Genomic DNA, 13,993 nt, shown 5'->3' with positions numbered 1-13,993 from the left:
ACGCTGTTAGTCGAACCAACGACTTTGACGAGCGCAACGAGGCTCGCCACCCGCGCCGCAAAAAAAGCCCCCGGCAGTCGCCTGCCGGGGGCTCTTGATCGCGTGATTAAAGGATCAGATCAGAAGTTGCGCTGAGCGCGCAGCAGCAGGCTGATCGAGTTCTGGTCCTTCAACTCGTAGAGGCCAGCCGGCTTGGCAACGCCGGCGACAGCCGGAGCGGTGGCAAAACCGGAGTACTTCTGGTCGATGTTGGTCCAGACCAAGTCACCCGAGAAGGTCAGGTTCTTGACCGGGGTCCAGCGGGTGATGATACCCAGCGAGGAGATATTGAAGTCCGGATTGCAATTCGCCCGCGCGATGCCCAGCGCGACGATGCCGGGGCCAAAGCAGATCAGATCCTTGGCGGTGGAGCTGTAGCTCACAGCGGCCCACGAACCGTAGATCGCCGTGTTCCAGTACGGGTTCCAGTTGTGGGTGTAGGCACCACGGAAACCGTAAGTCGTCGTCAGCTCCTGGCTGGTGCCGTTGCCGAACACCGAGTCAGCCAAGCCAGCGATACCGAGGCTCTGATAGGCGAGCGCATTGCCGCTGCTGCCGTAAACGGCCATGGCGGTCGGCACGAGGCTCTGTGCGTTGTAACGGCTCGCGCCGTTGGTGTAGACGCCCTGGACGTTGATGGTGTCGCCAGGCCCGGTCGGGATGTTCTTGATCGACAGAGACAGCTGACCAGCCCAGCCCCACTTGTCGCTGGGATGACCGGTCGGCTCGGTTGCGCCGTAATAAGCAGCGTGGTTGTCATGCGCAGCGAACGACGCCTGGAACAGACCCCAGGCCTGATCGACACGAACCGAAGCGATCAGGTCGGGCGAACGCGTCCCGCCGTAATCGTTGGCGCCGTAGGCACCGGTGAGAACGCCGCCGGGGGTCGACAGAGACGTGTTCCAGATGTTGGTCTGGTAGTACGCAGTCTGGTCTTCTGCCGAGAACGATGCCGTGATGCCCTGACCGAAATCAGCGGTGTAGGCGAACTGGTTGACACCGGTGACAGTGCCGCTGCCGCCCCACAGGCCGTCGAAGTTGTTGCCCGGATAGTTGGTCCAGGGCGCGTCGAACTGCGACACGGCCTTACCCATCGTGAATCCGGCGAACTGGATGAAGGCGTAGTAGACGCCGAGCGAACCGCCGGCGACGCCGTCACCAGCATAGGTCGACGGCGAAGAGCCCGTCGTGTTGCCGGTGGTCCAGGTGAAGGTGGCATCGAAATAGGTGCGGACCACGCCGTATTCGGTGGCCGTGCGCGTGTCGATGTTCAGGTCTTCGCGCGAGCGGCTGTAATAGTAGTTGCTCAGGCGATTGTTGGCGCCGGAGGCGCTGGAGAGCGCACTGCTGTACTCGCCACCGCTACGCATCGAGGTCTCAGCGCGCAGATAGCCGCCGAGCTTGATGCAGGTGTCGGTGCCGGGGATGTAGTAGAAGCCGGCGCCGTAGAGGGAGCAAACCTTCACATACTCGACCGCCTTGGCCTTGATCGGAAGGTCAGCTGCCTGAGCCCCAGCAACGGCAAGCAGAGTCGCCGCCGAGCCCAGGGCAAGGCTCTTGATCACGTTCATAATGTTAAACCTCCAAGTTGCTCAGTCAGGGAAGGTTCCGCCTCCGCTGGGTGTGAGACACCCTTGGATTTCGTACCCCGATCCCCTTCGACCCGTCGCTCAGCCGCATCGCGCACTCGGACACCCGCGTGAACGCGAGGAACTTGAGCGAACGACCTAAACGGGACGACGCAGGGATGCCCCCCTCCGTCGCATCGCCAGAATTACCGAACCCCATTGCACACGCAACAAAGGAACCGCCACAGTGAAGGCAATGCGGCTCGTTTTTGAAATGGTGTTGCACAAATAGCACTCGGCCGTTTCCGCGAGGGCTCCTGACAAGATTTTGTTTTCCTTAGTTTTTCTTTCACTTCGGCAGAGCGACCGAAGTCCTTGTGGCCCGACCGTGCTCTTTGGGTCGATCCGCCACCGCGCGCGTCTCGCCGCTCTCACGTTCCTTTTTTGGCGAGAATCGTCCGCCGCCCGCCACACCTTGGTTGGATTCGAAACCTCGCAGCCAGCGCGCCCGTGCCGCAGCGCAGCAAGACGAGGACCGACGCAAGCTGCGATCGGCGAAGCGCGATCGCACACACCAATTCAGATTTTAGCTAGTCGAGCATCGTCACCGCGCCGACGCGGTCGCGTTTGGCGCTAAGGACTTCTGCTACACTCGTTTTTCCGAATCCTGCCCCGAGCGACAATGGTACGTCGCGGCGGAAGCGATGCAGCTGGGCCGACACCGCCCCTCGTCAACGTCGGAATGGGCGGCGCCTTTCGATCAAGAACGGTCTCGGAGAAAGGCGATCGCGTCGGACAACAACCTGTCGCGCCCGCGCTCCGGCCGGTCGAGATGGACGTAATGGGTCGCTCCCTGCAGCGTTTCCGCCTTCACCGACCGGGCTTGGGTCAGATCGCGACGGAGATTCTCAAGGTCCTCCGGCCGGCTCCAGAAATCATGGTCGGACCGCAGGACCAGCACCCGCGCAGTGATCGCGGAGGCGTTCCACAGCTTTCGCCCGGACGCGAGTTCGAAGGAATCCGCGATCGCCCCCATTGGCGCGCGGAACGATGGCGGCTCGCGTTGCGCGCTCGTGGGATCGGAGGCGAGCGCAGCAGCCTGATAGGCCCGCAGGACCGCCGGGTCGCGCCACGCCGGCTTGTCGGCAAGCGGAATCGAGGCGTCCCATGACGGTGTGAGAGAGGCCGCCGTGCTGAATCCGAAGGCCCCGACCTTGGTCCCATCAAGGCGCGACGGGTCGGCGGAATCGGTGAGCGGACCGCCCGGCCCCAGCGTCGGGTGGCCGACATGCCCGCCATACAGGCTGTTGAGGATGACGAGGTGACTTACGGCGTCCGGATGAAGGCTTGCGAACATTCCCGCCCAATGGCCGCCCGTCGCCCATCCGAGCAGGGCGACTTGATGCGCGCCGGTTCGCCTTTGAACATCTTGCACGACCGCCGCGATGTCGCGCACGACCTCGCCGGAACGGACGAGAGGCGGCCGGCCGGCCGGATCACCCTCCTGCCCCGTCCGCGTCGAGCCGCCGTAACCACGCACGTCCATAATGAAGACATCCAGCCCTGCGGCGGCAAAATCGGCGGCGAGCGATCCATGCGGCGCGTCCAGATCGAACGAGGCGATGCCGGGCACGCGCGCACCGTGGACGAGGATCAGAGGCGGCCCCGCCGGCGCCGCGTCGGACGATGCGACCTCGCGCACCGCGAGAGTTATCCCGGCATCGCTAGCGACCTTGAAATCGTTTCTTCTCACTTCAATGCCTCCAGCCTCGATTGGACCGGCCGTGCCCAGCGCGCAACAGACGACAGCCAGAAAGCAGATCCGACGCATGCCGCACCTCATCAAACCAATTCCCGACCTAACTGGTCTTCCAAATTGATCCGATCTACATCCTGGATCATATTGTTTGATATGGCAGACATATCGAACGTCGAATTCCGCCACCTTCGCCATTTCATTGCGGTGGCTGAAGAGCTGCATTTCCGGCGTGCCGCGACCCGCCTCGGCATGACCCAGCCACCCCTGTCGCAATCGATCGCCGGGCTGGAAGCTGCGCTCGGCGTCGAGCTCTTCGATCGCTCGCGCCGCCAGGTCAGCCTCACCGAGGCAGGGCACGCATTCCTTGGCGAAGCTCGCCTCATCCTCGATGCGATCGGGCGGGCAGCCGCGAAGGCGCGCGCCGCGGCCGACGGACATTCCGGCATCCTGCGCCTCACCCATGTCGGCACCGCGAGCTATGCCTTGCTGCCGCGCCTGATCGCTTCCTATCGCGCGCTTTTTCCGCGGGTCGCGATCGACATCACCGAACGCACGACCGCGTCACAGATCGAAGCGCTGTCGCGCGGGGAAGCGGACATCGGCCTGGTGCGGATGCCGGTGCCGGAAGCCCCCGACCTGCGTTTCGAAATCATCGACAGCGAGCCGTTCCTGGTCGCCCTGCCCGACGGACATCCACTCTCGCCGCGCGACGTCATCGGCCTCGGCGAACTGGCAAGCGAACCCTTCGTCATGTTTCCTGCGCGCGAGGCGCCGGCCTTCTACGCCCGGATCATCTCCGCCTGCGAGGAGGAAGGGTTCGTGATGAATGTCGCGCAGGAGGCGACCGAGATGCATACGCTCGTCAGCATGGTCGCGGCCCGGCTCGGCATTGCGTTGGTGCCCGCCTCGCTTCGCCACCTGCATCAGCCCGGCGTGGTCTACCGCCGCTGCGATCCCGCCCCCGCCTCACTGCGCGCCGACATGGCCCTGGGCAGATCCGTCGTCGGTCGTCACGGCTTTTCTCGAGGTCGCCCGGACGGCGCGTGGCGCTCAAGGCCATCCATGACTAAAGGCCGGAATCGGTCGCCTTCGACCATCCAAAGCGCCAGTGGCAGGGTGATGCAATACCGCGCGATTCACCCGGAACTCGACCTACAGCGGGGGTCAAGAGGACCTTGGTCGGACGGGGAGCTGGCGGAGACGGAGGGATTCGAACCCTCGATAGGGCTTTACAACCCTATAACGGTTTAGCAAACCGCCGCCTTCAGCCACTCGGCCACGTCTCCGGCTGCGGTCGGTATGCCCGACCCCGCGCCGCGCCGCAAGCGGCAGATTGTGGACGAAATCGATTTCCTCGATCTCCCAATCGGTCCGAGCGCGCCGGAGCATGGCCGTCAGGGCGGCGAGCCGCACAACCCGCCGCATGGCAGGTGCAACCAAGAACCGAGGGTCGGAAATCCTCCGGGACGCAGCGCCGCACCGAAACGGAGCCCGATATTCCGTCTACATGCCGACCGTTCGGCGATGACCTTCAAGATAGATGCGCTCCGATGGGCTCGGCCGATCCATGCCCCACATGGCGCGGTGCCAGAATGGATAGAGCGGCCAGGGCCGGCCAGCCGCCTCGATATGCGCCGCCTGGTCCGGCGAAAGCTTAAGGTCGAAGGATGCGAGATTGTCGGCGAGTTGCTCGGCGGTGCGCGCCCCCAGCACGATCGAGTTGACGCCGGAACGGCCGCGCAGCCAGGCCAGCGTCACTTGCGGAATCGAGCGCCCGGTTTCGGCCGCCACCTGCTCGACCACTTTAAGCACACGGGCGAAACGATCCCAGTCGGAGACGAACGGCTCCTTCCAACCCTCTGCCCCCTGGCGCGTGCCTTGCGGCGCCGAGCCGTCCGCCTTCACCTTGCCGCCGAACAGCCCCTGGCCGAGCGGGCTCCAGATCATCGCGCCAATGCCGAGATCTTCACCCGCCGGGATCAATTCATATTCGGCCTCGCGCGCCTCCGGGGTGTAGTAGATCTGATGCGCGACCGGCGGCACGAAGCCCGGCTCTTTCGCGATCATGGCCGTCTTGGCCAGCGCCCAGCCGCTGTAGTTGGAGACACCCCAATAGCGGATCTTGCCAGCCTTCACGAAGCTCGACATCGTCTCGACCGTCTCCTCGATCGGGGTGACGCCGTCCCACTGATGGATGAAATAAAGGTCGAGCCAGTCGGTCTTGAGCCGCGACAGTGATCCATCGAGCTGGCGCGTGAGATGAACGCGTGAGGCGCCGCCGCCATTGGGCCCCTCCTCGACTTCGGAACGGCCCTTGCTGAACAGCAGCACCTTGTCGCGCCGGCCGGTCAAGGCCTCGCCAAGCACCCTTTCGGCATCGCCCTTCGAATAGAGATTGGCGGTATCGAACGCATTGATGCCGGCGTCGAGCGCCATGTCCAACAGGCGCCTCGCGTTCGCAACGTCGACATTGCGCAAGGCTTCGAAGCCATGGGTGCCTGCAAAGGTCAGCGTGCCCAAGATGTAGCGCGAGACCTTCATGCCGGAACGACCGAGGGGAACATAATCCATAGCGAGACCTTCCGCTGCTCGTGTTGACCGGGACATCCAATGCACGAGCGAATGCCGAGTTCGTTGAATTGTCACTCAACGAAAACTTGAGCGCAGGTCAGCCGGCTCAGGTTCCGTGCCTGTCACAGCGGGTCGCTTCCCCATCGCCCGGCGCATGACGTCCCAGACGCGCGGATCGCCGCATTGCGCGACGTTGAAGCGCAGGAAGGCTGCGGCGGTCTGCGACACGCTGAAGACATTGCCGGGCGCAAGCAGCACGTCCTCCGTGAGCGCGGCCTTTGCCAGGGCGGCGGAGTCATATCCATCGGGCAAACGGCACCAGAGGTGGAAACCGCCGCGCGGCGTGAGCCAGGGCTCGATGCCGAACGCGTGCAGCAGGCGCGTGGTCTCACGCTGCGCGCGCGCAAGCTTCCGCCGCAGCTCCTCCATGTGCTTGCGGTAGCCTCCGCCGGCCAGCACATCGGCGACGACAGCCGTTGCGACCGGGCTCGGACCGCCGAAGCTGGTGGCAAGCTGAAGATCGATGAGCCCTTCGATCCAATCGGCCCGCGCGGCGATATAGCCGCACCGCAGCGAGGCAGAGAGCGTCTTGGAGAAGCTGCCGATCCGGATCACCCGGTTCAGCCCATCGAGCGCCGCAAGGCGCGGCGAAGACTCCGGCTCGAAATCCGCGAAGATATCGTCCTCGACGATGGTGAGATCGTGCGCGGCCGCCGCGATCAGAAGCCGATGAGCGGTCGGCAACGATAGCGTTGCGCCGGTCGGGTTATGCAGCGCGGAATTGGTGACGTAGAGCCGTGGCCGCTCTGCGGTGAGGATCGCTTCGAAACGCGCGAGGTCGGGCCCCGATGCCGTGTAGGGCACGCCGACGATCGTCACTTGATGCGCGCGCAACAGCGCCCTGAAATTGAAATAGCAGGGGTCGTCGACCAACACCGTATCGCCCGGACGAAGCAGGAAGCGGCAGATCAGATCGATCGCCTGCGTGCCCGAGCCGGTCAGCAGCAACTGGTTGGCCGAAACGTCGAGCCCCTCTTCAGCGAAGCGGGCCAGCAGCAAGCGGCGGAGCGGAAGCGAGCCACGCGTGCCGCCGTAGTCGAGGAGCAGCGCATCCTCGGCACGCGCGAGGGTGCGAAGGCCTCGGCGCAAGAGCGCACCCGGCATCCACTCTGGCGGCAGCCAGCCGCAGCCGGGCTTGAGAACCGCAGGCTCCGCCTCGAGCGACTGACGCGAGACCCAGAACGGATCGACGGCGCGATCGCGACGCCACTCTGTTTCGGCAAGCTGCAGCGGCAGCGTAGCCGCCGTCGCTGACACGTAGAAGCCGGAGCCGCGGCGGGCGCGGATCAATCCTTCCGCGGCCAGGCGCTCGTAAGCCTCCACTACGGTCGAGGGCGCGACGCCCATGGTCGCGGCGAAGCGGCGGACCGACGGCAGCCGATCGCCGGCCGCCAATGTGCGGCCAGCCACACGCGAGCGGATCACCTCCATCACTTCGAGGGTGCGCGCTCCGCCCCGCCCTCGCCTGTCCATGCTGCTCATCGAAAGTGTATTGGCTTCCATATCAATACAGTTCTGCCAGATTGTACTGAATTGTGGCTGGTCCCGCCACTCATCAGACTCCACGATCGCCTCGGAACGCGCGAGGCGACGACATGACGAGCACGACGGACGGATGGAGGAGCGGTCTCCTTGGAGTGATCATTTTCAGCGGCTCGCTGCCGGCCACTCGCGTGGCCGTCGCCGGCTTTTCTCCGCTGTTCCTGACATCCGCGCGAGCGGTGATCGCGGCGCTGCTGGGCGCGGCGATGCTACACTTGCTGCGCCAGCAGACTCCGGCGAAGCGGGACATCGGCTCGCTCGTGATCGTCGCGCTCGGTGTCGTGATCGGCTTCCCGCTCCTGACCGCGCTGGCGCTTCAACACATCACCTCGGCCCATTCGATCGTCTTCATCGGCCTGTTGCCGCTGGCGACGGCGATCTTCGGCGTCCTGCGCGGCGGTGAGCGGCCGAAAATGCTGTTCTGGCCGTTCTCCATGCTCGGCAGCGCCGTCGTCGTGGGCTTCGCGCTGATCGGCGACGACACGGTCTCCATCACGGGCGACCTCCTGATGGTGGCGGCGGTCGTGCTCTGCGGATTGGGCTACGCCGAAGGCGCCACGCTCGCCCGCCGGCTCGGCGGCTGGCAGGTGATGTGCTGGGCCTTGCTGCTCGCACTGCCGGTCATGCTGGTCCTCGCAGCCACGGCGCGGCCTGCCTCATGGCAGGCGATCGGCGGCGGCGCCTGGACCGGGCTCGCCTATGTTTCAGTCTTCTCTTCGCTGATCGGCTTCATGTTCTGGTATCGCGGGCTTGCCGTCGGCGGCACCGCGAGCGTCGGTCAGCTGCAACTGCTGCAGCCCTTCCTCAGCCTCGCGCTCGCAGGTCTCGTGCTCGGCGAGCCGGTGGCCTGGACCATGATCCTGACGACGGGTCTCGTGGTTCTCTGCGTCGCCCTCGCCCGGCGTTACGCGTAGCCGGCCAAATATCCGCGACGAATGGCTCGGCGCGATATCAATCGAACAGGCTGCGGCTCACATTGACGATGAAGGCCGCGGGTACGCCGATCACCGCGCCGATGAAGCCATAGGACAGCGCGCCCCACCAGGAGGCGATGCCACCCGGCGCCATCACCGCGCCATAGGCGGCGCCGATGGCGCAGCAGATCAGGGTGACCGTCACGAGCCGGCGATCGTTCATCGCCTCGGCCCGCAGCTTACGGCGCTCGCGCGCATTCTGAATGTACGGACCGCCAGGCTCGGTCGAGCCGCAATGCGGACAGGACGCTGCGGAGAACGAAACCTGCTCCCCGCAATCATGGCAGCCGATCAGCTCCCGACGTTTATTCTGTCCCATCCGCTCGACGTCCGTGGCGCGCTCGCATCGAGCCACAGATAGGTCATTTGACGGCGGCCGGCGAGAGTGCCGGCGGCGCCAAAGCCGTCAGTGCGCCGTCATCCAGGCGCGCGCTTCGCGCAGGGCCTTGGTGATCTCAGCCGCCGACATCTGCTCGGCGATCTCGCGGCGCATCTCGATCGCATCCTTGCGGCCCTTGAGCGCGGCAAGATTGAACCATTTGTGCGCGGCGACCAGGTCGACCGACCCCAGCCGGCCGCTCGCATACAGCAAGCCCAGCTCGTACAGCACATCGCCGCTCGCCGCCTGCTCCACGGCCGTCACGTCATCGAGATTGAGTTGTCCTTGAAACATTGTCGCTCTCCATCCTTGGAGGCGTTGCGTCACCGCGCGCGGCCCCCGTCCACTGTTCGTCGTCCCCATGCCGTTTGCCGGCTTATGGAGGCAGGATGACCGATCAAGTTTGAAAGGCAGTTTAAGCATCGTGCTGAACGGAAACTGAACCGTCTTCGCCCGCAGGCGACCGCAGCAGATCAAAGATCTCTGATTCTATTCAGCTTTTCAGAGCCGATCAGGATTGCTTCACCGTACCGATTGGCGAACCCCTAACCATCGCGGCAAGAGCGCGGCGTGCTCCGCCGATCGCATGAGGCGACCGCGCAGGTCGGGTCGAAGAGAAAAAAGTGAATGGGGGGACAGTCGGGCGACGCCGCAAACGCGTCTTCAAAAAAACAACGAGGGCGTCGGCGAACACGTCAGGACCGGATCTCACCTTGGCAACGAGGCCATCCATGAGATTGCAGACCGAACAACGGATCTGCACCGAACGAAGAAAACTCGTTTCTTCTACCGGACCGGCCTGCCGAAGCGCATAACGCTCCCGAAAGTTCGATCCGGCCGTCGACCTGATGTCTCGCCGACACCCTCTTCGCCAGTTGGGACACCTTGGCCTGAACCACTCATAACGAGCAAACAGGCCGGACGTTCCAACGACGTGCCGGCATCAAGCTGCCGGCTCATCTCGCGAGGCGCGAGAGTTACTTCTTCTTGGCGACCTTCTTGGTCTTCTTCGCAGTCTTCTTGGCCGCGGTCTTCGCGGTCTTCTTCACTGCCTTCTTCGCCTTCTTCGCTTTCTTCGCCATGTTGCCCTCCGATGAGTTTGGCTTAGTCGCTGCGTGCATTCGGGAATCGAGATGCACTCCTTCTCGAATACACCAACGGACGAAAAAAAACAGCTTCCGGCTTAAGGAAGTGTTGACACGCGAACGCGCACGCGCGCGACGCAGTTCGCCGGATGCGCCGACGCGCAACACCGTCGATGATGCGGGCTGCGCATGAATGCCGAACGATCGAACTAATAAAGTGCGCAGGAAAGGCCTTCGCTGCAGGCATTTCCTGCACGCGATCAAAATGCCGAGGCAGCGCGCGCAACACGACGGCGATCGACGGACTCAGACGAACGGAGCGTCGGACGGCCTCCGAGTCGGGATTTTTGGCGGTGAAAAAAAATTTCGTTGATAGCGTCCGCGCGGACGATCCGGGCTTGATCGGAGCGTTGTCAAAGGCGGCTTTTTTGAGAATCGCGCGAAAACGATTCGCACCGGAGCGGTGCCAAGACCGCGGCGCGCACCGTGCGCACCGCGGGAACGAAGACGGCGTGATCTCGTTTCAGATGCCGAGCTTGCTCTTCAGCAGGTCGTTCACCGCCTGCGGATTGGCCTTGCCGCCGGACGACTTCATCACCTGACCGACGAACCAGCCGACCATCTGCGGCTTCGCCTTGGCTTGCGCGACCTTGTCGGGATTGGCCGCGACGATCTCATCGACCACCTTCTCGATGGCGCCGAGGTCCGTCACCTGCTTCATGCCGCGCTCTTCGACGAGCGCGCGCGGCTCGCCGCCTTCGGTCCAGACGATCTCGAACAGGTCCTTGGCGATCTTGCCGGAGATCGTGCCCTCTCCGATCAGGTCGATGATCGCCGCCAGCTGCTCGGCCGACACCGGCGAGGACGCGATGTCGCGGCCTTCCTTGTTGAGGCGGCCGAACAGCTCGTTGATCACCCAGTTGGCGGCGAGCTTGCCGTCGCGGACGCGGTCGGCAAGCTTCGCCAGCACCGCTTCGTAGAAGGCGGCACTCTCCCGCTCGGCCACCAGGACGCTGGCGTCATAGGGCGAAAGGCCGAGATCGGCGATGAAGCGCGCCTTCTTCTGGTCCGGCAGTTCCGGCAGATGCGCTTTCAACTCATCGACAAAGCTCTGAGTGAACTCGAGCGGCAGCAGGTCCGGATCCGGGAAATACCGGTAGTCATGGGCCTCCTCCTTGGAGCGCATCGAGCGGGTCTCGCCCTTGTTGGGGTCGAACAGCCGCGTCTCCTGGTCGATCGTGCCACCATCCTCGATGATCTCGATCTGGCGCCGCGCCTCGTACTCGATCGCCTGGCCGATGAAATTGATCGAGTTCATGTTCTTGATCTCGCAGCGGGTGCCGAGCGGCCCGCCCGGCTTGCGCACGGAAACGTTCACATCGGCGCGCAGGCTGCCCTTCTCCATGTCGCCGTCGCAAGTGCCGAGATAGCGCAGGATCGAGCGCAGCTTGGTCACATAGGCCTTGGCCTGCTCGGAATCGCGGATGTCGGGCTTGGAGACGATCTCCATCAGCGCGACGCCGCAGCGGTTGAGATCGACAAAGGACATCGACGGCGACTGGTCGTGGAGCAACTTGCCGGCGTCCTGCTCCAGATGCAGCCGCTCGATGCCGATCGTCGCAGTCTTGCCGCCGTCGAGCTCGACCGTGATCTCACCCTCGCCGACCACCGGCGACTTGTACTGGCTGATCTGGTAGCCCTGCGGCAGGTCGGGATAGAAATAGTTCTTGCGGTCGAACACCGAGCGCAGGTTGATCTTCGCGTTCAGCCCGAGCCCCGTGCGGACGGCCTGGCGCACGCATTCCTCGTTGATCACAGGCAGCATGCCGGGCATCGCCGCGTCGACCAGCGAGACATGGCTGTTGGGATCGCCACCGAACGCGGTCGAGGCGCCGGAGAACAGTTTCGACTTCGAGGTCACCTGGGCATGGATCTCCATGCCGATCACGACCTCCCAGTCGCCGGTTGCGCCCTTGATCAGCTTGCCGCTGGTTGCCGTCATGGCTCTAAACTCCCAAGCAGTGCGGATGCGATCCGCTCCCATTCCATATCCAGCGCGTCCTTTGCGACCGGCTGGCTGGCCTGCCGGTACCAGTAGGATGCGTTGCCGAGATCGCCTTCGACCCGGTGCAGATGCGCATGCACCCAGGCCGCCTCGCGCGCATCATCGTCCTGGACGATCTTGTGCGCCCGGTCCCAATCGCCCTTCGCCATCCACCACAGGCCGGCGAGCGGAGGCGAGAGCGTCGGCGCGGGTGCATCGCCCGCCAAACTTGCCTTGAATTCGGTGAGGCTCACCACCACCGGACCGGCGTGAAGCGTCCCGCCGCCTGCTCGATCACCTCGCCGAGCGAGAACAGCGTTTCCTCGTCGAACGGGCGGCCGATCAACTGCAGGCCGAGCGGCAAGCCTTGCGCATCCTTGCCCGCGGGCACCGCGATGCCGGGCAGGCCCGCCATGTTCACGGTCACCGTGAAAATGTCGTTGAGATACATCTCGACCGGATCGGCGCCGCCCTTCTCGCCGATGCCGAAGGCGGCCGACGGCGTCGCAGGCGTGAGGATCGCGTTGACGCCCTTGGCGAAGCAATCCTCGAAATCCTTCTTGATCAGCGTGCGGACCTTCTGCGCCCGCAGATAATAGGCGTCGTAATAGCCCGCCGACAGCACATAGGTGCCGATCATGACGCGGCGGCGCACTTCGTCGCCGAAGCCCTCGGCGCGGGTATTCTCGTACATCTCGCCGATCGAGCGCCCGGGCACGCGCAGGCCGTAGCGCACGCCGTCGTAGCGCGCGAGGTTCGACGACGCCTCCGCCGGCGCCACGATGTAATAGGCCGGCAGAGCGTATTTGGTGTGCGGCAGCGACACCTCCACGAGCTCGGCGCCGGCGGCCTTCAGCCAGGCCGCGCCCTCGCTCCACAGCTTCTCGATCTCCGCCGGCATGCCGTCGAGGCGATACTCCTTGGGGATGCCGATCTTCATTCCCTTCACGGACTTGCCGATCGCCGCCTCGTAGTCCGGCACGGCACGATCGACCGAGGTCGTATCCTTCGGATCGTGCCCGGCCATCGAACGCAACAGGATCGCGGCATCGCGGGTCGAGCGTGCGATCGGCCCCGCCTGATCGAGCGAGGAGGCAAAGGCCACGATGCCCCAGCGCGAGCAGCGGCCGTAAGTCGGCTTGATGCCCACGGTTGCGGTGAAGGCAGCGGGCTGGCGGATCGAGCCGCCGGTATCGGTCGCGGTCGCGCCCATGCAGAGCAGAGCCGCCACCGCCGAGGCCGAGCCGCCGGACGAGCCGCCCGGCACCAGCGTCGTGTTGGAGCCCTCACGGCGCCAGGGGTTGCCGACTGGACCGAAGCAGGAGGTCTCGTTCGACGAGCCCATCGCGAACTCGTCATTGTTGAGTTTGCCGAGCAGCACCGCGCCATCGCGCCAAAGCTGGGAGGTGATGGTCGACTCGTAGGTCGGCACGAAATTGCCGAGGATCTTCGAGCAGGCCGTGGTGCGGACGCCCCTGGTCGCGAACAGATCCTTGATGCCGAGCGGGATGCCGGCGAGCGGGCCGCCCTCGCCCTTGGCGATCTTGGCGTCGGCCTCTTGTGCCATGCTGCGCGCCTGGTCCGGCGTTTCCAGCACGAAGGCGTTGAGCGCGCGCGCCTCTTCCATCGCCTTCAGATGGGCGTCGGTGAGTTCGAGCGAGGTGAAAGTCTTGGCCGCAAGACCCTTTCGGGCCTCGGCGAGCGTCAGCGAAGTCAAATCGGTCATTTATTGATCGGGCTGCAGAAGAATGGAGAAAGCGTCTTGTCGTCGGCCGGGTCGTCGGCGAAGAAGTTATTCTTCTTGGCCCGCGCCTTGTCGGCCGCCTGGAGTTCGTCGAGCACCGCATCGACCGCCTTGTCCGGGTCAACATTCTTGCCCTGGCGCTCCATCGCGTCGAGATAATTCATGTAGGCCTGATAGGCCTTTTCGTCGTCGCAGAGCAGGCACATGGCTGGACTCGTCGGTTCCTTA

Annotated in this window: 11 protein-coding genes, 1 tRNA gene and 1 pseudogene; 2 read left to right on the top strand and 11 right to left on the bottom strand. The window is 64.5% G+C overall.

Going from position 1 to position 13,993, the window contains the following annotated elements:
• Positions 1-119 precede the first annotated feature (119 nt).
• Together QXZ85_RS31215 and QXZ85_RS31210 are read right to left on the bottom strand one after the other, a co-directional pair.
• Positions 120-1,610 (bottom strand): porin, encoded by a 1,491-nt coding sequence (locus QXZ85_RS31215; RefSeq protein WP_316175503.1) that lies wholly within the window; start codon positions 1,608-1,610, stop codon positions 120-122.
• A 757-nt stretch (positions 1,611-2,367) separates the two neighbouring features.
• Positions 2,368-3,438, bottom strand: coding sequence for an alpha/beta fold hydrolase (locus QXZ85_RS31210; protein WP_410052836.1), 1,071 nt, complete (start codon positions 3,436-3,438; stop codon positions 2,368-2,370).
• 81 nt (positions 3,439-3,519) lie between these two features.
• On the opposite strand from QXZ85_RS31210, the pseudogene QXZ85_RS33885 reads away from it, so the two are divergent.
• Positions 3,520-4,275 (top strand): annotated as a pseudogene (locus tag QXZ85_RS33885) (LysR substrate-binding domain-containing protein); the annotation flags it as partial.
• A 283-nt stretch (positions 4,276-4,558) separates the two neighbouring features.
• Here QXZ85_RS33885 and QXZ85_RS31200 read toward each other — a convergent pair.
• The 3 genes from QXZ85_RS31200 to QXZ85_RS31190 form a co-directional block, all read right to left on the bottom strand.
• A tRNA-Ser gene (locus QXZ85_RS31200) sits at positions 4,559-4,652 on the bottom strand.
• Between the two features lie 217 nt (positions 4,653-4,869).
• The gene (locus tag QXZ85_RS31195) at positions 4,870-5,937 is read right to left on the bottom strand and encodes an aldo/keto reductase (RefSeq protein WP_315703327.1); all 1,068 of its coding nucleotides are present in this window, start codon (positions 5,935-5,937) and stop codon (positions 4,870-4,872) included.
• 75 nt (positions 5,938-6,012) lie between these two features.
• Positions 6,013-7,470 (bottom strand): PLP-dependent aminotransferase family protein, encoded by a 1,458-nt coding sequence (locus tag QXZ85_RS31190; RefSeq protein ID WP_315769214.1) that lies wholly within the window; start codon positions 7,468-7,470, stop codon positions 6,013-6,015.
• Positions 7,471-7,592: 122 nt separating this feature from the next.
• Here QXZ85_RS31190 and QXZ85_RS31185 point away from each other — a divergent pair, with 122 nt between their 5' ends.
• Positions 7,593-8,453, top strand: coding sequence for a DMT family transporter (locus tag QXZ85_RS31185; RefSeq protein ID WP_315703326.1), 861 nt, complete (start codon positions 7,593-7,595; stop codon positions 8,451-8,453).
• Positions 8,454-8,490: 37 nt separating this feature from the next.
• On the opposite strand, the gene QXZ85_RS31180 is transcribed toward QXZ85_RS31185, so the two are convergent.
• From QXZ85_RS31180 to QXZ85_RS31155, 6 genes are all read right to left on the bottom strand, one after another.
• Positions 8,491-8,832, bottom strand: coding sequence for a hypothetical protein (locus QXZ85_RS31180; protein ID WP_315703325.1), 342 nt, complete (start codon positions 8,830-8,832; stop codon positions 8,491-8,493).
• An 87-nt stretch (positions 8,833-8,919) separates the two neighbouring features.
• Positions 8,920-9,186, bottom strand: a complete 267-nt coding sequence (locus tag QXZ85_RS31175) for a hypothetical protein (RefSeq protein ID WP_315703324.1) — start codon at positions 9,184-9,186, stop codon at positions 8,920-8,922.
• A 1,314-nt stretch (positions 9,187-10,500) separates the two neighbouring features.
• A complete protein-coding gene (gene gatB / locus QXZ85_RS31170; RefSeq protein ID WP_316175507.1) occupies positions 10,501-11,979 on the bottom strand; it encodes an Asp-tRNA(Asn)/Glu-tRNA(Gln) amidotransferase subunit GatB in 1,479 nt (492 codons plus the stop codon).
• Positions 11,976-12,275, bottom strand: coding sequence for a hypothetical protein (locus QXZ85_RS31165; protein WP_409977509.1), 300 nt, complete (start codon positions 12,273-12,275; stop codon positions 11,976-11,978). Before QXZ85_RS31165 ends, gatB begins: the two co-directional genes overlap by 4 nt.
• Complete coding sequence (gatA, locus tag QXZ85_RS31160) at positions 12,272-13,747, bottom strand: Asp-tRNA(Asn)/Glu-tRNA(Gln) amidotransferase subunit GatA (RefSeq protein ID WP_316175509.1); 1,476 nt, start codon at positions 13,745-13,747, stop codon at positions 12,272-12,274. Before gatA ends, QXZ85_RS31165 begins: the two co-directional genes overlap by 4 nt.
• Positions 13,744-13,971 (bottom strand): hypothetical protein, encoded by a 228-nt coding sequence (locus QXZ85_RS31155; RefSeq protein WP_315703320.1) that lies wholly within the window; start codon positions 13,969-13,971, stop codon positions 13,744-13,746. Before QXZ85_RS31155 ends, gatA begins: the two co-directional genes overlap by 4 nt.
• Between the last annotated feature and the right edge of the window lie 22 nt (positions 13,972-13,993).

The organism is Bradyrhizobium sp. SZCCHNGR1005 (assembly GCF_032489995.1).
In the GTDB taxonomy this organism is placed as follows: domain Bacteria; phylum Pseudomonadota; class Alphaproteobacteria; order Rhizobiales; family Xanthobacteraceae; genus Bradyrhizobium.
This window is presented reverse-complemented; position numbering and strand designations above follow the sequence as displayed.

Coding starts and splice junctions, on each gene's coding strand:
- QXZ85_RS31215 (WP_316175503.1), bottom strand. CDS start 1,610: ATGAACGTGATCAAGAGCCTTGCCCTGGGCTCGGCGGCGACTCTGCTT.
- QXZ85_RS31210 (WP_410052836.1), bottom strand. CDS start 3,438: ATGCGTCGGATCTGCTTTCTGGCTGTCGTCTGTTGCGCGCTGGGCACG.
- QXZ85_RS31195 (WP_315703327.1), bottom strand. CDS start 5,937: ATGGATTATGTTCCCCTCGGTCGTTCCGGCATGAAGGTCTCGCGCTAC.
- QXZ85_RS31190 (WP_315769214.1), bottom strand. CDS start 7,470: ATGGACAGGCGAGGGCGGGGCGGAGCGCGCACCCTCGAAGTGATGGAG.
- QXZ85_RS31185 (WP_315703326.1), top strand. CDS start 7,593: ATGACGAGCACGACGGACGGATGGAGGAGCGGTCTCCTTGGAGTGATC.
- QXZ85_RS31180 (WP_315703325.1), bottom strand. CDS start 8,832: ATGGGACAGAATAAACGTCGGGAGCTGATCGGCTGCCATGATTGCGGG.
- QXZ85_RS31175 (WP_315703324.1), bottom strand. CDS start 9,186: ATGTTTCAAGGACAACTCAATCTCGATGACGTGACGGCCGTGGAGCAG.
- gatB (WP_316175507.1), bottom strand. CDS start 11,979: ATGACGGCAACCAGCGGCAAGCTGATCAAGGGCGCAACCGGCGACTGG.
- gatA (WP_316175509.1), bottom strand. CDS start 13,747: ATGACCGATTTGACTTCGCTGACGCTCGCCGAGGCCCGAAAGGGTCTT.
- QXZ85_RS31155 (WP_315703320.1), bottom strand. CDS start 13,971: ATGTGCCTGCTCTGCGACGACGAAAAGGCCTATCAGGCCTACATGAAT.